The organism is Lactobacillus sp. ESL0680, from assembly GCF_029392855.1.
GTDB lineage: Bacteria > Bacillota > Bacilli > Lactobacillales > Lactobacillaceae > Lactobacillus.
Genome location: NZ_CP113945.1, coordinates 437,559 through 457,382 on the forward strand (window position 1 = coordinate 437,559; position 19,824 = coordinate 457,382).

21 protein-coding genes, 1 tRNA gene and 1 other annotated feature are annotated in these 19,824 nt (G+C 40.2%); of the genes, 17 read left to right on the forward strand and 5 right to left on the reverse strand.

The features are described 5' to 3' along the window. Positions 1-62 precede the first annotated feature (62 nt). Positions 63-302 (forward strand) — a binding site (T-box leader). A 44-nt stretch (positions 303-346) separates the two neighbouring features. The 8 genes from OZX58_RS02205 to OZX58_RS02240 all read left to right on the forward strand — a co-directional run bounded on the left by OZX58_RS02205 (position 347) and on the right by OZX58_RS02240 (position 9,089). Continuing rightward, positions 347-1,531, forward strand: coding sequence for an amidohydrolase family protein (locus tag OZX58_RS02205; RefSeq protein ID WP_277141288.1), 1,185 nt, complete (start codon positions 347-349; stop codon positions 1,529-1,531). Positions 1,532-1,642: 111 nt separating this feature from the next. Beyond that, positions 1,643-2,824 carry an amidohydrolase family protein gene (locus tag OZX58_RS02210; RefSeq protein ID WP_277131135.1) on the forward strand — a complete coding sequence of 394 codons (1,182 nt, stop codon included), beginning with the start codon at positions 1,643-1,645 and terminating at the stop codon, positions 2,822-2,824. Between the two features lie 132 nt (positions 2,825-2,956). Further along, complete coding sequence (locus OZX58_RS02215; RefSeq protein WP_277141289.1) at positions 2,957-4,435, forward strand: MFS transporter; 1,479 nt, start codon at positions 2,957-2,959, stop codon at positions 4,433-4,435. Positions 4,436-4,547: 112 nt separating this feature from the next. Further along, the gene (locus OZX58_RS02220) at positions 4,548-5,549 is read left to right on the forward strand and encodes an NAD(P)-dependent oxidoreductase (RefSeq protein ID WP_277141290.1); all 1,002 of its coding nucleotides are present in this window, start codon (positions 4,548-4,550) and stop codon (positions 5,547-5,549) included. A gap of 143 nt (positions 5,550-5,692) precedes the next feature. Next, positions 5,693-6,403 carry a GH25 family lysozyme gene (locus OZX58_RS02225; protein ID WP_277141291.1) on the forward strand — a complete coding sequence of 237 codons (711 nt, stop codon included), beginning with the start codon at positions 5,693-5,695 and terminating at the stop codon, positions 6,401-6,403. Next, the gene (locus OZX58_RS02230; protein WP_277141721.1) at positions 6,400-7,638 is read left to right on the forward strand and encodes a DEAD/DEAH box helicase; all 1,239 of its coding nucleotides are present in this window, start codon (positions 6,400-6,402) and stop codon (positions 7,636-7,638) included. Before OZX58_RS02225 ends, OZX58_RS02230 begins: the two co-directional genes overlap by 4 nt. Next, positions 7,635-8,963, forward strand: a complete 1,329-nt coding sequence (locus OZX58_RS02235) for a PTS transporter subunit EIIC (protein WP_277141292.1) — start codon at positions 7,635-7,637, stop codon at positions 8,961-8,963. Before OZX58_RS02230 ends, OZX58_RS02235 begins: the two co-directional genes overlap by 4 nt. Before the next feature lie 53 nt (positions 8,964-9,016). Further along, positions 9,017-9,089, forward strand: a tRNA-Arg gene (locus OZX58_RS02240). 113 nt (positions 9,090-9,202) lie between these two features. Here the strand turns inward: OZX58_RS02240 and OZX58_RS02245 are convergent. Next, positions 9,203-9,457, reverse strand: coding sequence for a type II toxin-antitoxin system HicB family antitoxin (locus tag OZX58_RS02245; protein WP_277141293.1), 255 nt, complete (start codon positions 9,455-9,457; stop codon positions 9,203-9,205). A 136-nt stretch (positions 9,458-9,593) separates the two neighbouring features. Here OZX58_RS02245 and OZX58_RS02250 point away from each other — a divergent pair, with 136 nt between their 5' ends. Beyond that, complete coding sequence (locus OZX58_RS02250) at positions 9,594-9,734, forward strand: hypothetical protein (RefSeq protein ID WP_277141294.1); 141 nt, start codon at positions 9,594-9,596, stop codon at positions 9,732-9,734. Positions 9,735-9,749: 15 nt separating this feature from the next. After that, a complete protein-coding gene (locus OZX58_RS02255; RefSeq protein WP_277141295.1) occupies positions 9,750-9,872 on the forward strand; it encodes a hypothetical protein in 123 nt (40 codons plus the stop codon). 419 nt (positions 9,873-10,291) lie between these two features. On the opposite strand, the gene OZX58_RS02260 is transcribed toward OZX58_RS02255, so the two are convergent. Both OZX58_RS02260 and OZX58_RS02265 read right to left on the reverse strand, forming a co-directional pair. Next, positions 10,292-10,654, reverse strand: coding sequence for a hypothetical protein (locus tag OZX58_RS02260; RefSeq protein WP_277141296.1), 363 nt, complete (start codon positions 10,652-10,654; stop codon positions 10,292-10,294). A 190-nt stretch (positions 10,655-10,844) separates the two neighbouring features. After that, the gene (locus OZX58_RS02265) at positions 10,845-11,033 is read right to left on the reverse strand and encodes a hypothetical protein (protein WP_277141297.1); all 189 of its coding nucleotides are present in this window, start codon (positions 11,031-11,033) and stop codon (positions 10,845-10,847) included. Between the two features lie 98 nt (positions 11,034-11,131). Here OZX58_RS02265 and wecB point away from each other — a divergent pair, with 98 nt between their 5' ends. Next, the gene (gene wecB, locus OZX58_RS02270) at positions 11,132-12,274 is read left to right on the forward strand and encodes a UDP-N-acetylglucosamine 2-epimerase (non-hydrolyzing) (RefSeq protein ID WP_277141298.1); all 1,143 of its coding nucleotides are present in this window, start codon (positions 11,132-11,134) and stop codon (positions 12,272-12,274) included. Positions 12,275-12,326: 52 nt separating this feature from the next. Here the strand turns inward: wecB and OZX58_RS02275 are convergent, their stop codons facing one another. Both OZX58_RS02275 and OZX58_RS02280 read right to left on the reverse strand, forming a co-directional pair. Then, positions 12,327-12,815 (reverse strand): GtrA family protein, encoded by a 489-nt coding sequence (locus OZX58_RS02275; RefSeq protein ID WP_277131150.1) that lies wholly within the window; start codon positions 12,813-12,815, stop codon positions 12,327-12,329. Beyond that, the gene (locus OZX58_RS02280) at positions 12,808-13,254 is read right to left on the reverse strand and encodes a flavodoxin (RefSeq protein WP_277141299.1); all 447 of its coding nucleotides are present in this window, start codon (positions 13,252-13,254) and stop codon (positions 12,808-12,810) included. Before OZX58_RS02280 ends, OZX58_RS02275 begins: the two co-directional genes overlap by 8 nt. Positions 13,255-13,389: 135 nt before the next feature. On the opposite strand from OZX58_RS02280, the gene map reads away from it, so the two are divergent. The 6 genes from map to OZX58_RS02310 all read left to right on the forward strand — a co-directional run bounded on the left by map (position 13,390) and on the right by OZX58_RS02310 (position 19,810). Further along, positions 13,390-14,217 carry a type I methionyl aminopeptidase gene (gene map / locus OZX58_RS02285; RefSeq protein ID WP_277141300.1) on the forward strand — a complete coding sequence of 276 codons (828 nt, stop codon included), beginning with the start codon at positions 13,390-13,392 and terminating at the stop codon, positions 14,215-14,217. A gap of 6 nt (positions 14,218-14,223) precedes the next feature. Next, positions 14,224-15,141 carry a YihY/virulence factor BrkB family protein gene (locus OZX58_RS02290; protein ID WP_277131156.1) on the forward strand — a complete coding sequence of 306 codons (918 nt, stop codon included), beginning with the start codon at positions 14,224-14,226 and terminating at the stop codon, positions 15,139-15,141. A 68-nt stretch (positions 15,142-15,209) separates the two neighbouring features. Further along, positions 15,210-16,109 carry a UTP--glucose-1-phosphate uridylyltransferase GalU gene (gene galU / locus OZX58_RS02295; protein ID WP_277141301.1) on the forward strand — a complete coding sequence of 300 codons (900 nt, stop codon included), beginning with the start codon at positions 15,210-15,212 and terminating at the stop codon, positions 16,107-16,109. A 170-nt stretch (positions 16,110-16,279) separates the two neighbouring features. Further along, a complete protein-coding gene (locus tag OZX58_RS02300; protein WP_277141302.1) occupies positions 16,280-17,431 on the forward strand; it encodes a thiolase family protein in 1,152 nt (383 codons plus the stop codon). Next, the gene (locus tag OZX58_RS02305; protein WP_277141303.1) at positions 17,432-18,646 is read left to right on the forward strand and encodes a hydroxymethylglutaryl-CoA reductase, degradative; all 1,215 of its coding nucleotides are present in this window, start codon (positions 17,432-17,434) and stop codon (positions 18,644-18,646) included. Beyond that, positions 18,647-19,810: a hydroxymethylglutaryl-CoA synthase gene (locus tag OZX58_RS02310; RefSeq protein ID WP_277141304.1), complete on the forward strand. Its 1,164-nt coding sequence runs from the start codon at positions 18,647-18,649 to the stop codon at positions 19,808-19,810. Positions 19,811-19,824: the final 14 nt, after the last annotated feature.

The window sequence follows — 19,824 nt, forward strand, 5'->3', positions numbered from 1 at the left end:
CTTAATTGTAATTTCAGGTTGACATGATTAAATCATGATGATAAATTAATTATAAATAAAGATAAAGCATCTTGAAAAGCAGAGTAACTATTTGCCAGTCTTTAAAGCGAGACGATGTTATGATGAAAGTCGTTAGGCTTGCGGTAGTGAACATGGGCTTTGAATTGGTGACTGCTGGTGATATTTAGCCAGCAGCGGTGCTGCAGCCGTTATCAATGCAAGCTATTGTTAGATAGCTAGTAAGGTTTGCCGTGTGAATGGCGAACAAATTAAAGGTGGTAACACGAGCACTCGTCCTTGAATTAGGACGGGTGCTTTTTTAATTGCCCAAATAGGAGGTATTTTGATGAGTAAGACGATTTTTACCAATATTAATTTATTTAATGGCAAGGATAATGAAATTAAAGAAGATAGTTACTTGTTGGTCGATGACAAAACAGGCAAACTTGTCCAAGTTGGTTCTGGTGAGCTGCCACAAGCTGATAAGATTGTTGATCTGGGCGGTAAGTATGTGATGCCGGGATTAATGAATTGTCATACACATATTTTTATGGATCCGACAACTCCCGATGGCGGCTCGAGTGCTGGTGTCGTTCCCTCAACTGTCCGTGCCGTCCAGCATTTACATGACCTGTTAAAGTCCGGTGTTACTTATATTCGTGAATGCGGCAGCACTTATAATATTGATATTGAATTAGATAAATTGATTAAGGCAGGCAAGTTGAGCAAGGTACCTGAAATTATGCCTGCAGGCCATCCTTTTTCAATGACTGGTGGCCATGGTGATATGCCAAACTTTGGTCGTTTGGTTGATTCGCCTGATGAAATGCGCAAGGCCGTTCGTCAGGGAATTAAAGAAGGGGCAAAAGCAATTAAGATCATGGCAACTGGTGGTGTCATGACCGAAAGTGATGCACTAGATCAGCCGCAATTAAGTGAAGCTGAAATGCACGTGGCAGTTGAGGAAGCTCACCACAAGGGCTTGATTGTTGCGGCACATGCTGAGGGTAATCCGGGAATTTTGAACGCGATTAAGGCCGGCGTCGATTCAATTGAACATGGTTTTTATGTTAATGATGAAGAAATTGAATTGATGCTTGAAAAGGGAACATACTTAACGCCAACAATTGTTGGTGCGTGGGCCTTTATTGAATATGCTCCAGGTAAGATTCCTGACTGGGAAATGGCTAAAATTTCTGCCGCTTGGAAAGACTTGCGGGGTAATATTACTAAAGCCAAAAATGCTGGTGTTAAGATTACTTTGGGTACTGATGCCGGCACGCCGTTCAATGATTTCACAATGACGCCGCAAGAATTGCCGCTGTTAGTTGAGCAAGGGTTCACTAATTTTGAGGCTCTGCAAACAAGTCTCAATGATGCCAAGTTGATGAAGATTGATAATGAATACGGCACGTTAGAAGCTGACAAGTATGCGGACTTCTTGGTTTTAGATAAAAACCCGTTGGCTGATATTACTGCAGTTGTTCAAGAAGATAAGGCTGTCTACAAGAAGGGTCAACGCGCATATTAAATTTTTAAAAACGTCTTTTTTCGGAAGAAAAGGCGTTTTTTATGTTGGAGTTGTTCTCGCATCTAAAAGGGCATAAAATATATGTATTTAATAAAGAAAAAGGAGAACAGCATGAAGGTTCTATATCAAAATTTAAATTTATTCGATGGTGAGCAAGATAGTATCCAAGCAAATTCTTGGCTGGAAGTTGATGAGCAAACTGGTAAAATTGTGGCTCTAGGCAGCGGCGACGCACCGCAAGCTGATAAAGTAGTCGACTTGCAGGGTAAGTATGTGATGCCGGGGCTGATTAATTGTCACGACCATATGGTGATGGATCCAACTGACCCACGCGGGGTAACTGACTTTAACGTTGTGGAGACGACAGTTGATTCTGTTAAGCATTTACATGAAATGCTCAAGTCCGGCGTTACATATGTGCGTGAATGTGGTTCAACTTTTGACATTGATTTAACAATTGCACAAATGATTAATGAAGGCAAAATTACGGATGTGCCTGAAGTAATGCCATCAGGACGCCCATATTCAATGACTGGTGGTCACGGGGATATTCCTAATTTTGGCTATGTTGTTGATTCACCAGATGAAATGCGCAAGGCAGTTCGTCAAGGCTTAAAGCGCGGCGCCAAGGTAATCAAGGTGATGACCACTGGTGGGATTATGACCGAGCGTGACTTCATGGATGATCCCCAACTTAGTGTTGCTGAAATTAAGGCAGCAGTTGATGAAGCGCACCATAAAGGGATCACGGTTGCGGCTCATGCGGAAGGAATTGCCGGTATTATGAACGCAATTGAAGCTGGTGTTGATTCAATTGAACACGGCTTTTACGTTAATGATGAAGCCATTGATTTGATGCTAGAAAAAGGAACCTACCTAACACCAACAATTATTGCGGCATGGGCATTTCCTGAGTATGCAGCTGGGATTGCACCAGACTGGGAAATGAACAAGGCTAAGAAGGCTTTGGCTGATTTACGCCAAAATATCGCTCATGCTAAGGACCGCGGTGTCAAAATCACATTGGGAACAGACGCCGGAACCACCTTTAACGATTTTTCGAAGACTCCTGTCGAATTGCAATTATTGGTTGACGATGGTTTTAGTACTTTTGAAGCCTTACAAACCAGTGTTAATTCCGCTAAGTTGATGCAAATTGATGATGAATACGGCACGTTAGCAGCTGGCAAATACGCTGACTTCTTGGTTTTGGATAACGATCCGTTAGCTGATATTAAAGCAGTTGCCCAAGAAGATAAGGCTGTTTATAAGAAGGGCCATCGGGCATATTAAGTTTAATTAAAAAACTGTATTTATACCCCTTGCTTTTTTAGCAGATAGTTTCATAATTGGAACAAGAAAAATAAATTCCTATCACTGTGCAGTGGTAGGAATTTTTGTGTGATTTAATTTTGAGGAGTAAGAATGACTAAGAAGCAGATTAAGTATGTCACGCTGGCACTAATGCTGGGGAACATTATGTCGGGATTGGATGGGACGATAATTAATACCGCGATTCCGGCGATTGTCGCGGCATTGCATGGTATTCAGTTTATGGGGTGGATTGTTGCCATTTTTTTATTAGGGATGTCAATTTCAATTCCCTTGTGGACAAAAATCGGTGAAAAGATTACTAACAAATTAGCTTTTGAATTGTCATTAGTTTTGTTCATTATCGGTTCGATTTTTGAAGGATTAGCACCAAATATTTTCTTCTTTTTGGCTGCGCGGTTAGTGATGGGCATCGGTGCCGGTGGAATGGGGTCGCTGCCGTATATCATTGTTGGTTATATTTATCCTAATATTAAAACGCGGACGCGAATTTTGGGTTATTTGACCGCGAGCTTCAACGTTGCAGCGATTACGGGACCGCTAGTTGGCGGCACCATTATTGATACGATGTCGTGGCACTGGGTCTTCTACCTTAATGTACCGATTGGTATTATTGCGGTTATCTTGAGCATGCTTTACTTCCGGCCAATAACCCCTAAATCGACACGTAAGTTTGATTTTTCTGGTGCATTGTTACTGGCATTAGGTTTATTAACATTTTTAATGGGCATCCAGCTGCTGGGCTTGACCAGCAATTTAGTTGTCGCGTTACTAATTACGGTTAGTCTGATTTTAATTGGTGGCTTTTTATGGCGAGAGAAGCGGGCGACTAACCCAATTATTCCGCTGTCAATTTTCAAAAATAAGGCGTTAAATGGTGACTTTTTGCTCTTTGCATTCACTTGGGGAGCTTATTTAGCAGTTAATACTTACTTGCCAATGTGGGCACAAGCACTCTTAGGGACGACAGCACTTATTGGTGGGGTAACGCTAGTACCTAACTCAATTGTTGATATTACTGCCTCACAGAGTGTTTCCTTTATTAGTGATCGGGTGCGTACTTTTATGCTAGTGCTAATCGGCATTTTAGGGATGACCGTTTCAGTAGGTGGGGTATTTTTAGCTGATTTACAGACGCCCTTGCAATGGTTAACTTTTGTCTGTGCCTTTTCAGGAATTGGTGTTGGTTTTATCTTTGTGGCACTGCAAGTCAAAGTGCAAGTCGATGCCGGCATGGCAAACATGGCAACCGCCACATCAACTTCATATTTAATTAGGATTTTGGCACAAACAGTAATGTCAGCTGTGTATGGTGTCATTATGAACATGGCGCTAGCACGTGGAGTAAAGCAACATTCGGGTATTACCATGCACATGATGAATGAGTTAAGTGATGCACAAACGGCAAAACATTTACCAGCAAAATTATTGCCGACAATGCGGATGATTTTTCATACGGGCATTAAGGAAATTATGTTGGTATCACTGCTATTACTGGTAATTGCGTTTGGACTTAATTTTTACTTTAATTGGCATACTGATGTACGAGAATCAGTCGAAGTTAGTGAATAGTGAGTAAATCTAATTTAATTTTAAATAAATTCTAAAATAATCTTTAATTCTTTGCTAATATTAGTTAAAATATAAGCAAAGATTTTTTGGTTTAAAGGAGGATTTATCCTAAATGAAAGTTTTACTATACAATATGACACCTGAACAAATGGTTTACGTTGACAAGTGGCGCAAAAACCATCCTGAAGATGACTTACAGACAAGTGAGGATATTTTGGATGCGTCAACAGTTGATCTCGCTAAGGGCTTTGACTGTGTTAGCATGATGCAAGTTGAGAATATAGACCAAGAAGAGGTCTATAAAAAGTTGGCTTCCTTTGGGATTAAGCAATTAGCTTTGCGGTCAGTTGGCTATAATATTATCAATTGGGATTATGTTCATAAATATGATATGTTTGTTACCAACACGCCAGCATATTCGCCAAGAGCCGTTGCGGAAAACACGTTAACGTCAGCCATGTACTTGTTGCGTAACTGGGGACAAATTCTGCACAATGAAAAGTGCGACCTGAACTTTGTCCGTGAAGAAAATCTGATGAGTGACGAAATCTATAATAAGACCGTCGGGATTATTGGTGTGGGCCGAATTGGTTCGGCAACCGCGGAAATTTTTAGTGCTTTGGGTGCTAGAGTTATTGGTAATGATTTGATTGAAAATCCGGCCAATGAAGCTTTCATGGAATATACAGATTTTGATACAGTTATTAAAGAATCTGACATTTTGACTTTGCACACGCCGCTTGATCCATCAATTGTGAACATGATTGGTGCCAAGCAATTTAAGCAAATGAAAGATACGGCAATTATTATTAATGATGCTCGAGGACCACTGGTTAACACTGAAGAGCTGGTTGATGCTTTGAAAAATCACGAAATTGCCGGTGCTGCCCTAGATGTTTTGACAGAAGAAAATGATTTCTTCATGAAGAAATTTGATGATCTTGCTGAATTGCCAAAGACTTATCAAGAATTAGCAAAGATGCCAAATGTTATAATTACACCGCACTCTGCTTACTACACGAAGACGTCAGTTAAGAATATGATTGAGCATAGTATGACTGATGCTAAGCGGGTTTTGGATGGGCAAAAGCCAATTTATCCTGTTGAAATGTAATTGTGAATTTTAGATTGAATAAGCGATTAACTTAAAAAGTTAATCGCTTATTTTTGCGGTAAAATTATCAAAATTCGGTTTATTCGCTTATAATAATAGTATTGATATAATTGATGGCGTTAATAAAAATGATGGAGAATTAGATGAAGCGATTTCATCATAAGTACACATTGCCGGCGATTTTGCTTATGCTGGCAATTGCGCTCGCGCTCTTGTTTAATGGGCTGTTTAACTTAAAAAAACAAACGACGCTGCCGCCAGATGCTAATTCAAGTGCAATTGGTGTGGAATTAAATCAAAATTATGGTTATGTCTCAATGCATGAATTGCAAGCAAACGGAATCTCCTTTGTCTACTTGCGCAGTACTCAGGGACGGTCATATTTTGATGATGATTACCTGTCTTATCGTGATCAGATCTTAGGAACCAAGCTGGCGTTTGGCACAAGTGTGGCGTATAGTGATGAATCAACACCGCAGCAGCATTATACTTATTTTATGAAAAAAGTAGGGACCAACACCGGCAGTTTACCAATTATGGTGGTACCAGCAGTGAGTGAGCGCCGACTAGGCTACATTAAGCAGATGGCGCAGTTCACGAGCATGCTGGTAAATACGGGTAAACGTGTGATGGTTGACCTGCCAGTTAAGTATAAAAAGTATTTTCCAGCTGGTGTTTTATTTATTACGGCCAGCAAACGTGAGCCTAATAAACTCCAATATGCCTTTTGGCAGTACACGACAAATGGCCGCGTTAAAAATGTCCGCGAATTAGAAGACGGCGGAGTTATTATGCTGGCATATAACGGCACAGTAACACAGTATAAACAGAAATATGGGCAGTTAACACAATAATGAAACAAGAAATTGAAACAGTTTTAACTAAACTCGGCTTGAAACAGCCGACGTTAATTCAAAAAGAAACACGCGACGCGATTTTAAATGGAGCTAGTCTAGTAGCGCTTGCTAAGACAGGAACGGGCAAGACGCTGGCTTATGCCTTGCCAGCTCTAGAGCGTGTAGAGAAGGGCATGCCGAATAGCTTAGTAATCATTGCGCCAACGACCGAATTAGCGGTGCAAATTCGGCACGCGATTAATCCTTTTATTCATGCGTTAGGCTTGAAGGGCGTTAGTCTAGTCGGTGCTGGCAACAGGCAGCGGCAGGAAGATAATTTAAAGAAGAAGCACCCAGAAGTAGTTGTTGCTACTCCAGGACGCTTTTTTGACTTCTTTTCCAGTAATCGCATCAAAATAGAGCAGATTAAAACCTTGGTCATTGACGAGGCCGACGATATTTTAGAGTTTAGCAAGATGGAATTGCTTAGTTCCTTAGGACAAAACCTGTCTTCTGACGCGCAAATTCTATTGTTTGGTGCGACGGAATCAGAAATTACACAGAAAGCCGAAGAAATTTTCGGGCGCGTATTTTTATTGGTTGATGTGCGCGCACAGCAGACAACAACCGTTAAGAATTATTTCTTGCAAATTGACAATACACATAAGATTGACTTTGTGCAGCGGTTGACGCGGTTGGATCATTTTAAGGGAATTTTGTTCTTTGATTCTAATCAAACAATGATGCGGTTTGCGGGGATTTTTGCACATACTAAAACTAAGTTTACTTTGCTGGCAAATGAATTTGGCAAGGAAAAGCGTGAGCAGGCACTCCACGACCTGAAGGTCGGGAAAACTAAGTTGCTGCTAGCAACGGATTTGGCAGCTCGCGGTTTGGATATTCCTGGTGTGACTTACGTCATTAACTTTGATATTCCTAGCGAAGTTAACACTTACTTGCATCGTGCTGGCCGGACGGGTCGCATGGGGGCCAATGGTTATGTGGTAACGCTTGGCGATGACCATGATTTTCGTGATTTGAAGAAGCTGCTTGGTGATAGTGCCACTTTGGAACGAGTTTACTTTGCCGGATATAAGTTGGTAACGCAATTACCACGTAAGAAAAAGGCTAAAAAAGCAGTTACCGAAGAAAATAGTATGTCGGCACCAAGCAAGAAGAAAAAACATAAAAAACAGAAGAATAAAAATAAGGGCTATCACCCACATTATTTAAAGCAAAAGGGGGAGCAATGAGTCGATTAGTAGCTTGGCTGGAAGATTATGTACTGCCGGTGGCCAATAAAATTGGTCAAGTGGGCTGGCTTGTGGCATTGCGGGATGCATTTATCTCTGTCATGCCAATTACGATTGCTGGCTCTGCTGCTGTATTGATTAAGAGCTTGATTGCAGCAGCGAAGATTAACTTGGGTTGGACAACTTTTGCCTGGACGATGCAGCCGCTAGTCTTAATTTGTAATGTGGTCTGGCGTGGTACCTTTGCCTTGTTTGCGCTCTTTTTGGCATTATCACTTGGCTATCATTTTGCGAAAAGCTTAGAGGTTGATCCGCTTGCTGGAGCGTTAGTTGCATTGTCGTCATTAGCCATGAGTATTGCTAATTTGACGAAAGTGCAGGTTGCTGGTCATGAAGTTATCATGAATCATGTCTTTAACATTCAGCAATTTTCAACTACCGGGATTTTTACCGCAATTTTGTTTGGGACGATTGGTGTTTTGATTTATGCCTTTTGTGTTAAGGCACGAATAATGATTCATCTTTCGACTAATCTACCTTATGCCGAGCAAAGAGCTTTTGATTCATTGGTGCCAGCAACGATTGCAATTTTTGTTGTTGGGGCAATTAATTTTATCTTTCAAGTAGTTACCGGTACATACTTTGGCAACTGGCTGCTGCACACAATTCAATGGCCGTTAGTCAGGATGGGGCAGGGGTTTGGGATGGTAATGCTCGTGACGCTGCTTGTTCAAATCTTTTGGTTCTTTGGCATTAATGGGCTAAGCGTGATGGCTCCCATCTTGGATTCAATCTGGATGACAGCACAGAATGTTAATATTACGGCCGTGCGTAATGGCAAGCCAGCACCAATGTTGTGGGTGCGGGGGTCATTTGATGTGTTTGCCTGGTTTGGTGGTGCTGGCGGAACGCTGATGTTGATAGTTGCAATTTTGCTCTTTTCTAAGCGCAGCGACTACCGGACAATTGCCAAAGTAGCCTTAGCACCAGCTATCTTTAACATTAATGAGCCGGTTGTCTTGGGCCTGCCAGTTGTTCTTAATCCTGTGTACTTTATTCCATTTATTGTGGCACCGTTGGTTAATGTTGCCTTTTCGTATTGGGTGAGTGTGTTGGGATTGGTTAATCCTGTTCAGGCTGCTGTGCCGGGAATTTTGCCGCCGATTATTGGACCGTTTTTGGCCTGCAATTATGATTGGCGAGCTATCGTCCTGTGTGTTGTTAATATGTTGATTGCCTTGGCAATCTGGACACCGTTTGTCTTTGCGGCGGATAAATTGGCAGATGCTAATGGCCCGCGCCCATATTATACAAGACAATATTAATTACTAAAAAAATTGGCTTTTATCACGTAAATTTGGTAAAGTTAATTTGTTATGACCCCGTAGTTCATCTGGATAGAACAATGGTCTCCTAAACCGTAGAGGTGAGTTCGAATCTCACCGGGGTCATTAGAATATGAATAATTTTAAGAATATAGTAAAACCCAGAAGTTAGTTGTTCTAGCTTCTGGGTTTTATTCTTAGCTATAGGGAATTTAGGTTAGTTTTCTAATAATCTGTTTTTAGGCATTAATCGCCACCATCATTGTAATAGCATTTTTAGCTTCATGGGGAATTACAACCTTATCAAGTGGCGTAGCTTCAGGATAATTAGTAGTGTCGGATAGCATGCAACCAATTAAGTCGTGCGCCATATAGATAGCATTATCTAAGTCAGTTCCTTGAGTAACTAAGCCATTTTTGCCCAAGTCAGGTACTAGAACATTATAGCCGTTTTCAGCTGGCCAAATAATTACTGGATAAGTTAATTTCTTCATATCTATCACCCTTTCCTAATCATTATATACAATAAAAGTGTATAATGATTAAGTAATGAAAGTATTTATTATTTTTAGCTAATAATAATCATTGATAATATGTGAGTAGTCTAAGAATGATGAGGAAAATAAACAAGTGAAAATATACAAATATCACTACCAAAATAAAAAAGGTAATGTCATCATTAATACAACAATTGATTTAAGACCTAAAAAATTAGTTTTAGCAGGGTTAATGATTGTAGTAATTGCAGGAGTAATAAAAATATTAAAATAACTAGGGCAAAGAAAAATGAAAAGTAGAAATATGAAAAATCAAAAAGATAAAGCATCGGCTTTAGACGTAGCTGCAGTAATTGCATCAATTATTTCAGCAGTTATTGCAATTCTTATGTACTTTGGTATTAAGCCTTAACTAAAGAAAGTCATTAAACATATAAAATTTAATAAAGGAGAAAATAATGAGTAAATGTACGGCTCAAATAATAATATTCGTTTGTTCAATAATAACAATAATCTTCAAACTGTTACCATAAAGTTTTTATATGTTAGAAAGGTATTTTTGAAGATTGACTAAAAAAGAAAAGAAATATTATAGATCTGCTGTTATAGCGATTGTATTGGCAATCATATTAGATATAGTTAGAAAGATAATCGCAAAAGGCTAATTGATTAAATAAAATATCTAAGAATTATAGTATCTTGAATTAAGGAGAGTGTTGTTAAGCTCTAACTTTAATTACTTTTATCTAATAGAGCGCTAGAGTTATTAGAAGACCTAGCTGAATTAATTGAGGTGTTCCATAATAGTTACTAACTATTATGGAATATTTTTTAATTATAATTTACATGGCTAATATAAGTTATTGACTTTAATTTTGGACGTTGCAATAACCCTGCATATTTAAATGATATTCCATAGTATGAATTATCAATTCTAGCAGCATAATATAGATCATTATCAGAACCTTGATTATCTGTAGTTATTTGTATAATTTTTCCAGGACTTTTCTTGAGCCTGCAATAAGTTTCTTTGTTGGCGCTATATTTATATTTATTTTTATTATTTATTAACCCTGAATGCAAAGATTCTGTTAAATTGTTGCTATGATAGTCTATTATTAATTTTGATAAACATGTTCCAACAATGATTAATATTCCAATGGTTAGCAGAATATATTTGCTCTTTTTTCTCATTTATTTTTCTCCATGATAAAATCTAAAAATAAATAATGTTGAAGTTGCTAATGTAGAAGATAGCTTTTAGCATTCGGCGTGATCTACTTTACTTAGAAATAGTATGACATGTAGATTAACATGGAACAAACATGCATGCAGGTTTGACCATTTGCAACGTGCGGTGACGGCCCTGTCGTCTTTTTTGTTATTAATTCAACGGATTTTTAATGATCTGTACTGCTAAGAGGGCAACAATTAACAAACAGCTAATCCCAATTATGAGCAAAACTCGTTTGTTTTTTTGACTTTGCTTTTTGTCGAAGCTGTAAACTAGGCTAAAACTAGCAAAAACAATTAGCAGGCCAGCAATTAATAAGAGGATAAAACTGTGATTCATTTAAACGACACCTTTTCTAAATTCTGTCTTAATTAAACCATACGAACTTGTTTTTCGCCTATTAAATCGGGTATGATTATATCAAGATGGAGGCATTTATGACGAAAATTAAGGTAATGACGGTTTTTGGCACTAGACCTGAAGCAATTAAAATGGCACCACTGGTGTTGAAATTACAGGCTGATGAGCGCTTTGATGAAGTGACAGTGGTTAGTGCGCAGCACCGTGAAATGCTTGACCAAGTTCTGGAAATTTTTAAAATCAAACCGGATTACGACTTTAATATTATGAAACAGAACCAAACACTCGAAGAAATTACGGCCAAGGTAATGATTGACTTAGCCAAGGTAATTAAAAAAGAAAAGCCGGATATTGTATTAGTACATGGCGATACGACGACCAGTTTTGCGGCTAGTTTGGCTAGTTTTTATGAGCAGAGCACAATTGGGCATGTCGAGGCTGGTTTGCGGACGTGGAATAAGTATTCACCTTATCCTGAAGAAATGAACCGGCAAATGACTGACGATTTAGCTGACTTATATTTTGCACCAACTGAATTAAGTAAAGCGAATTTATTAAAAGAAAATCATCGTGCCGACAATATTTTTGTCACGGGAAATACCGCAATTGATGCACTTAAGCAAACGGTCCAAAAAGATTATCATCATGATGTTCTTGACTTAATTGAACCAGAGCATAAGATTATTTTAGTAACGATGCACCGCCGTGAGAATCAGGGTGAACCAATGCGGCGCGTGTTTAAGGTGATGAAGCAGGTAGTTGACAGTCATGAAGATGTGGAAATTATCTATCCTGTCCATTTGTCGCCGCGCGTTCAACAAGTTGCTCAAGAAATTTTGGGTAATGATCCACGCATTCATTTGATTGCTCCATTGGATGTGGTCGATTTTCATAATCTAGCTAAGCGCAGTTACTTTATCATGACGGATTCTGGCGGTGTGCAAGAAGAAGCACCTTCACTTAATAAGCCTGTTTTAGTGTTGCGTGATACAACCGAACGTCCTGAGGGGGTTAAGGCTGGTACACTTAAGCTGGTTGGAACTGAAGTTGATGCGGTGCGTGAGGCGATGCTTGATTTGCTTGAAAATAAGACGGCTTATCAAAAAATGGCTAGTGCTAAAAATCCATACGGTGATGGTCATGCTTCCGACCGGATTATGGATGACATTGCTTATTATTTTGCGAAGCCGCAGGGACAGAAGCCAGCAGATTTTGAATAAAAAACTAGTCAAAACAAAAAACCAAAAATTCAATTAAGAATTTTTGGCTTTTTTATTTGTTATTCTTATGCTTTTGAATCCGCTGTTTAGCGCGTTCAATCAATGTTGTTTCCTGTGCTTGGAAAACCGACCGTGTGGTTAGGTAATTGAAAATCCCTACTAATACTTGATCGATAATCTTAACCGGCAAGGGACTAAGGTGCAGCCATGAAATACCGACCGACATAATCATCTGGTCAGGGATTAAGCTGATAATCCTGTAAGTGAAAAAGACAATCAACTTATGCCATGTTGAGTGATCTTGGTCAACATTGTTGATAAAGACGGCTTTTTGGTTAAAGAAGTAAGAAGCCAAGTTAGAAATTACAAACGCGATAATATTAGAAAAGAAAACGGCTCCACGCCACCACTTGTGCAGAGCCATGAAGACAACCGTATTAATTAGTGCAGCGATAAATCCGAAAACCATGTAAACGAAAAGATTGCGGTGTCGTTTAACAAATTTTATGGGGTGACGCCATGGATTAATCCTGTTAGCCATTTAACCGATCAGCCATTTCTTCTGCTGCCTTATCAATTGCGGCGATTGCATCATCATCCGGTGCATTTTCAATTGTCACTGGTGCAACAACTTCCTTAGCGCCAACTTGCTTGAACATCTTTTCAAAGTCAAAAACATTCTCACAAAAATGATCGTTGTAAGTCTTATCGCCGCTGCCCATTACCGCAAAATATTTGCCGCTTAAATCTAGTTCTTGTAATTGTTCATAGAAGTCAGCAACATCGTCGGTCATCTTACCTTCACCGTAAGTGTAGGTCACAAAGATGCATAGGTCACTTGCCAAATAGTCGCTAGCGTCTGTAAATTCGGCCTCGCTAGTTTCTACATCAAAATCATAATCCTGCAGATCTTCTTCTAGAATTTCTGCCATATCCGCATCATTGCCAGTCATACTAGCGTAGACAATCCTTGCCTTCATGCTTTTCATACCTTTCCTATTTTAATTCATCATATTATTATACATAATTTAGGCAGATTGATGAAATTCTTTAGTAAACTTTTAAAAAACGCTATAATGTAAACTAAAGATGATTTTTAAGAGGAGAGTTTAGTTTTGATTACAATAAAATCCGTTCGAGAACTTAAAGGGATGCAGGCTTCAGGTCGGTTACTGGCATCGATGTTTGAAGGCTTACGTGATGTGATTAAGCCAGGAATTACGACATGGGATATTGAAGAGTTTTGTCAAAAGTTTGTCAAAAGCCGCGGCGGACGTCTATCTGAGCAGGGATTTGAAGGTTATAAGTATGGTACGTGTATTTCGGTAAATGACCAAATTGCTCACGCAACACCGCGTAAAGATACAATCTTAAATGAAGGCGACCTTGTTAAAGTTGATGTCACTTGCAACCTTAATGGTTATGAAACTGATTCTTGTACCACTTACCCAGTTGGCAAAATTTCGGATGCCGACCGTGATTTGATGGAAACAACCAAAAAGGCAATGTACCTTGGAATCGATCAAGCGGTTTTGGGTAACCGAATTGGTGATATTGGTGCGGTAATCCAACATTTTGTCGAAGACGAACACGGTTACGGCGATGTTAAAGAGTTAGTTGGCCATGGCATCCAGCCAAGTATCCATGAGGATCCAGAAGTACCGCATTGGGGCAAGGCTGGTCATGGCTTGCGCTTGCGTGAAGGTATGACAATCACCGTTGAGCCAATGGTTGAAGCTGGCGGCGACTGGCGCATTGAACAAAAGACGGTCAGTGATCCTAACGATGATTGGGTTTATTATGCGACACCAGATGGTTCTAAGTCGGCACAGTTTGAACATACTTTTGCCATTACCAAGGATGGTCCCAAGATTTTAACTTTGCAAAAACCTTACGCTGGCTATGAAAAATACCTACCACATTTTGATGAAATGGATGATTAAGGTTGCATGAATAGAAAAAAAGAGGCAGCACCGAATCGTGTTGCCTTATTTTATAAAACACTATCACTCAAATTCTCCCAAGGTGAAGTATTAACTAGCGCAATAGTCATCGCTTATTATGTTTTGTTTTCGATTTTTCCATTAATTATTATTATCGGAAACATTTTGCCGCTATTCCATATTGATACAACGCCAATCGCCAGCTACCTTGACCTAATTTTTCCAGATAAGATTGCTAAATTTATTATGCCGATTATTGACTCGCTGTTAAGACGTAAGTCAACTGGTTATATTTCCTTTGGTATTATTTTAGCTTTATGGTCGGTGTCATCGCTGGTCAATGCGATTCGGATTGGTATGAATCGCATTTATGGGGTGCGGACCACAGAATTAAAGCAAAAGTGGCAGGTAACGGTTTGGACACGGTCAATCACAATTTTGTTAACTAACTTAATGATTATAATTTTTACTTTGCTCAGTTTAACCTTGATTTTTGGGCAGCAAGTGTTGGAATTTTTACGGCCGATTTTTTCTTTTTCGGTTGGTGAAATTGAAAAAATCTTCAGTTACCGTTATCCAGTTGTTGGGATTATTTTGCTGGGAACATTATTTTATTTGAATTATGTTTTGCCTAATATCAAGTTGAAAAAGCGGGTAATTTGGCCTGGAGTCTTTACAACCTTAATTGGCTGGCTGCTATTATCTTATTTATTTAGTTTTTATTTGCATCATTTCCATATTAGTTGGGAAAATTATGGCATCATTGGTACCTTTATTATTTTCATGTTATGGCTCAACATTTCTTCGGTTTTGTTGTTACTTGGTACCTGTGTCAATTCAGCAATTGTTTCATTGCGTGTTGGTAAAGTGCAGTATTCTGCCGGTCATTTGGCAGAATATATCCAAAGAAAACGCCACCAGTAAAAATTAGCACAATTGTACAAAATCTGTTATATTGGATTTTAAAACATAGATAAAAGAAAGTGTAAAAAATGAAAGTAAGGAAAGCAATTATACCAGCAGCTGGTCTTGGGACGAGATTTATGCCTGTAACTAAGGCAATGCCCAAGGAAATGTTGCCAATTGTTGATAAGCCAACTATTCAATTTATCGTTGAGGAAGCTAAAAATTCAGGAATTGAAGACATTTTGATTGTTACTGGTAAAAATAAGCGGACAATTGAAGATCATTTTGATTCTAATCCTGAACTGGAACAGAACTTGCAAGAAACAGGTAAAACCAGCTTGCTTGAGATGTCGCGAGAAATTACGCAATTGGGGATTAATATTTACTACACAAGACAGCCCCATCCTCTTGGCTTAGGCGATGCGATTGCTCGCGGGCGCAGTTTTGTTGGGGATGAACCCTTTGTTGTCATGCTGGGTGATGACTTGATGTTAGACAAAGTGCCGCTGACCCAGCAATTAATCAACCGCTATAATGAAACCCATGCTTCAACAATTGCAGTAATGCCAGTGCCGCACAAGGAAGTTTCTAAATATGGTGTTATTGAGCCAGAAAATGAAATTATGCCGGGATTGATTAATGTTAAGTCCTTTGTGGAAAAGCCGGATATTGATAAGGCTCCTAGCGATTACGCAATTATTGGCCGGTACTTGTTAACCCCAGAAATTTTTGATATTTTGGCTAAGCAAGAGCCGGGCCGCGGTGGTGAAATCCAGTTGACTGACGCCATTGATACGATGAATAAGACGCAGCGCGTTTTTGCTCACGTCTTTAAGGGTGAACGCCACGATGTGGGCAATAAGGAAAGTTACCTGGAAACGTCTATCGAATATGGTCTTAATCATCCTGAAATTAAGGACGATTTGCGCAAATATATTATTAATTTGGGGCAAAAATTAGCGTCTCAGGATAAGAAAAAGAAATAAACAAGATGATTTGAAAGCATTCTAAGCATTAGACTTAGGATGCTTTTAATTTTGTCTAAATTTTGTGAAAACGACTTTAAACTTTTTCTTAACAGCATTCAAACTGCTAGTTAAACTTGGCGAAATTTGCTAAGGTTTGGAAATAAATCTTTTAGTAGGAGAATCTGTTAATGAAAGAGATTTTTGTTGTTGCCGCAAAAAGGACACCATTTGGTCGTTATCGCGGACAATGGGCTGACCAGAATGCGGTTTTTTTGGGTCAATTGGCACTCACTGAGACTTTGCGTAGTATTAATCTTGAAGCAAGCGAACTTGATGCCTTATTTATGGGTAATGTTTTAGGGGGCGGCTTAGGGCAAAATATGGCGCGGCAAGTAGCGCTCAATGCCGGGATGAAGCCTACCAGCAGCAGTGTGACTGTGAATGAAGTTTGCGGTTCGAGCTTGAAGGCTCTGCGTCTAGCTCAAGGTCAGATGGAATTGGGCGATTTTGACCTAGTTGCCGTTGGTGGCAGTGAAAGCATGACCAATGCCGCATATTTTAGTGGCACCAAAGATGCGCCGGCACATCAGAGCATCATGTTGACAGATGGCTTAACCGATGCCTTTTCTGGGCAGCACATGGGCATAACTGCCGAAAATGTCGCTGAAAAATACCATGTTTCTCGTCAAGAAATGGATGAGTATAGCTACCAGTCACATCAGAAGGCTCTAAGAGCTGTTCAACAGGGGTATTTTGCACCGGAACTGATTACGACCAATATTGATGGTCATCAAATTGCTCAAGATGAAAATATTCGTCCGGATACTAACCTTGAAGTATTGGGTAAGCTCAAGCCTGCTTTTACTCTGGATGGGCAAGTGACGGCAGGGAATTCCTCGCCGCTCAGTGATGGTGCCAGTATGGTGCTTTTGGCAACGGCTGAAAAAGTAAAAGAACTGCAGCTTAAGCCGTTAGCTCGCCTTGGCGCATTTGCGGAGTCGGGAACTGATCCGGCTTATATGGGTTTTGCACCGTATTATGCTGTGCAAAAGTTATTGAAGCAAACAGCTAGTCAAATTACGGATTATGATGTAATTGAAGTCAATGAAGCATTTGCGGCACCGAGTGTTGCCTTGGCTCGGGCATTGGCAATTCCAATGGCGCGGTTAAATATTTTCGGTGGTGCCATTGCGTTAGGGCATCCTCTAGCAGCTACAGGCACGCGGTTAGTGACAACTGCAATTAATGCACTCAATCATGTTAGTGGTAAGCGGGCATTGGTAACTCTCTGCATTGGTGGCGGTCAGGCAATTGCTTGTGAATTAATCGGGATGAATTAAATGAAGTTTTATCGATTAACACCGCAGCAGCGGCGGGACGTACTTGCAAAACAAGGGATAGAATTGGATAAAATTGACGAAGCAACGTTAAATCAGCTTAACCAATTAAGTGAAAATGTTGTGGGCGAATTGCGTTTGCCGGTGGGCTTAGTGCAAAATCTGCTGGTTAATGGCTACTCCTATTTGGTGCCAATGGCAACAGAGGAACCTTCAGTTGTGGCAGCTGCCAATCACGGTAGTAATATTTTTAGTAAATGTGGCGGCGTTATTGCTCAAAGCAAACGTCAGGGGATATATGGTCAAATCGTTTTACAAGTCACAACTGACTTTAAGCCAGAAAGTTTACGCGAGCAGTTTCCCCAATTGATTAACTTAGCTAACCGAGAATTTGCGAGCTTAGTCAAGCATGGCGGCGGCGTGAAAGAGATTGAGATGCGGCAAGAGGACGAATTGGTCTATTTGCAAGTATTAGTTGACCCTGCCGAAGCCATGGGAGCCAACAAGGTAAATGCAATTGTGGAATTTTTGGCGGACCAATTGGCAAAAATGCCGGAAGTTAATTCGAAATTATTTGCGATTTTATCAAATTATCCCAGCCAATTAACGACAGCCCAGGTTAAACTGTCGGTAAATGCGGTTGGCGGGGCAGAAGTTGCCGACAAGATTGCATTGTTAAGCAAGATTGGCCAACATGATGTGTATCGCGCCGTAACTAACAATAAAGGAATTATGAACGGGGTCAATGCCGTCTTAATGGCCACGGGCAATGATGAACGTGCGGTTGCGGCTGCTTCTGGCGTTCTCGCTAGTCAGTCTGGTCAGTACACAAGCTTAAGCAAGTGGGAAGTTCAAGGTGATTATTTATCTGGTGAATTGACTTTGCCTCTAGCAATTGGGACGGTTGGCGGTTCAATTAAGGCACGCGCCGATGTCCAACAAAATTATCGGATTTTAGGAGAAAAGATTACCGCGGCGGAATTAGCTGATGTAATTGCGGCAGTGGGATTAGCTAATAATCTGGCTGCCTTATTGGCAATTACAACTGACGGCATTCAAAAGGGCCACATGAAGCTGCAGGCTCGCAATTTAGTAGCTAATTTATCCGCGACTGCGCAAGAAAAAAAGCAGGTTTTGCATTTATTGACGCAAAATCGTGAGTATTCAGAAGCTGCAGCCAGTAAGTTTTTGCATCAAGTTAGAGAAAGGGAAGACTAAATGCAGATTGGAATTGACCAGATAGGGTTTTATACGCCCAATAAGTATGTTGACATGGTGGATTTGGCCCACGCGCGTAATGAGGATCCCAATAAATATTTAATTGGCATTGGCCAAAGTCAGATGAGTGTTGCCGATCAGACGCAAGACGCCGTTTCAATGGGAATTAACGCTACTCAGAGTTATCTGTCGCAAATTGATCGTGAGCAGGTTGGACTGCTGGTTTTTGGCACTGAAAGTGGTGTCGATCAGTCGAAGTCTGCTTCTTTATTTGTCAAAAGTGCCCTGAATTTACCCCCAGAAGTTCGAACTTTTGAAGTGAAAGAAGCCTGTTTTGGCATGACTGCTGGTGTGATGATTGCCCGCGATTATGTTCGCTTGCATCCCCATCATAGCGCGATTGTAATCGGCAGCGATCTTGCGCGCTACGGCATTGCGACTGCAGGAGAAGTTACCCAAGGCGCAGGCAGCGTTAGTTTGTTGATTAAGGCGCAGCCGCGTATTTTGACCTTAAATGACGGTCACAGTGCCTTTAGTCAGGACATCAATGACTTTTGGCGGCCTAATAATTCGGCGACCGCGTTAGTTGACGGCAAGTACTCCACTCAGGTCTACTTGGACTTCTTTCAAAGGACGTTTACGGATTATCAAAAATTAAAGAATTGGCAGACAAGTGATTTTGCGGCGCTAATCTATCATTTGCCTTTTACCAAGATGGGGTTGAAGGCTAACCGGCTAGCAATTGCCAATCAAGATGAAGCAACGAGTAGTCGTCTGGCAGCTAATTTTACGGCTGGGGCGCAATATGGCAGAGTGGTAGGGAATATTTACACGGCGTCACTTTATTTAAGCTTATTGAGTTTATTAGAAAATGGTTCGTTAACAGATAATGCCTTAGTCGGTCTTTTTTCGTATGGTTCTGGTGCAATGGGCGAGTTCTTCTCGGGACGAACGGTTACGGATTATCAAAAAATGCTTAATCCTATGGCAACGCAAAAGTTATTAAACAGGCGACAAAAATTAACTATTCCGGAATATGAGCAAATTTTTACAACGGCTCTTAGTGATCCAGTCGATGATTTAATCTTAGTTAGTGATGAAGCTAAGGGTTACTGGTACTTTTCCGGCACAAAAAATCATATTCGCCAATATCGGCAAAAATAATAAAAGCGGACTGG

Bases quoted from the DNA above. Each gene is read 5' to 3' on its own strand.
- OZX58_RS02265 (WP_277141297.1), bottom strand. From the start codon at position 11,033: ATGAATCACAGTTTTATCCTCTTATTAATTGCTGGCCTGCTAATTGTT.
- OZX58_RS02205 (WP_277141288.1), top strand. From the start codon at position 347: ATGAGTAAGACGATTTTTACCAATATTAATTTATTTAATGGCAAGGAT.
- OZX58_RS02305 (WP_277141303.1), top strand. From the start codon at position 17,432: ATGAAGTTTTATCGATTAACACCGCAGCAGCGGCGGGACGTACTTGCA.
- OZX58_RS02260 (WP_277141296.1), bottom strand. From the start codon at position 10,654: ATGAGAAAAAAGAGCAAATATATTCTGCTAACCATTGGAATATTAATC.
- OZX58_RS02235 (WP_277141292.1), top strand. From the start codon at position 7,635: ATGAGTCGATTAGTAGCTTGGCTGGAAGATTATGTACTGCCGGTGGCC.
- OZX58_RS02290 (WP_277131156.1), top strand. From the start codon at position 14,224: ATGAATAGAAAAAAAGAGGCAGCACCGAATCGTGTTGCCTTATTTTAT.
- galU (WP_277141301.1), top strand. From the start codon at position 15,210: ATGAAAGTAAGGAAAGCAATTATACCAGCAGCTGGTCTTGGGACGAGA.
- OZX58_RS02280 (WP_277141299.1), bottom strand. From the start codon at position 13,254: ATGAAGGCAAGGATTGTCTACGCTAGTATGACTGGCAATGATGCGGAT.
- OZX58_RS02245 (WP_277141293.1), bottom strand. From the start codon at position 9,457: ATGAAGAAATTAACTTATCCAGTAATTATTTGGCCAGCTGAAAACGGC.
- OZX58_RS02215 (WP_277141289.1), top strand. From the start codon at position 2,957: ATGACTAAGAAGCAGATTAAGTATGTCACGCTGGCACTAATGCTGGGG.
- OZX58_RS02310 (WP_277141304.1), top strand. From the start codon at position 18,647: ATGCAGATTGGAATTGACCAGATAGGGTTTTATACGCCCAATAAGTAT.
- OZX58_RS02225 (WP_277141291.1), top strand. From the start codon at position 5,693: ATGAAGCGATTTCATCATAAGTACACATTGCCGGCGATTTTGCTTATG.
- OZX58_RS02275 (WP_277131150.1), bottom strand. From the start codon at position 12,815: ATGGCTAACAGGATTAATCCATGGCGTCACCCCATAAAATTTGTTAAA.
- OZX58_RS02255 (WP_277141295.1), top strand. From the start codon at position 9,750: ATGAAAAGTAGAAATATGAAAAATCAAAAAGATAAAGCATCGGCTTTA.
- wecB (WP_277141298.1), top strand. From the start codon at position 11,132: ATGACGAAAATTAAGGTAATGACGGTTTTTGGCACTAGACCTGAAGCA.
- OZX58_RS02220 (WP_277141290.1), top strand. From the start codon at position 4,548: ATGAAAGTTTTACTATACAATATGACACCTGAACAAATGGTTTACGTT.
- OZX58_RS02210 (WP_277131135.1), top strand. From the start codon at position 1,643: ATGAAGGTTCTATATCAAAATTTAAATTTATTCGATGGTGAGCAAGAT.
- OZX58_RS02300 (WP_277141302.1), top strand. From the start codon at position 16,280: ATGAAAGAGATTTTTGTTGTTGCCGCAAAAAGGACACCATTTGGTCGT.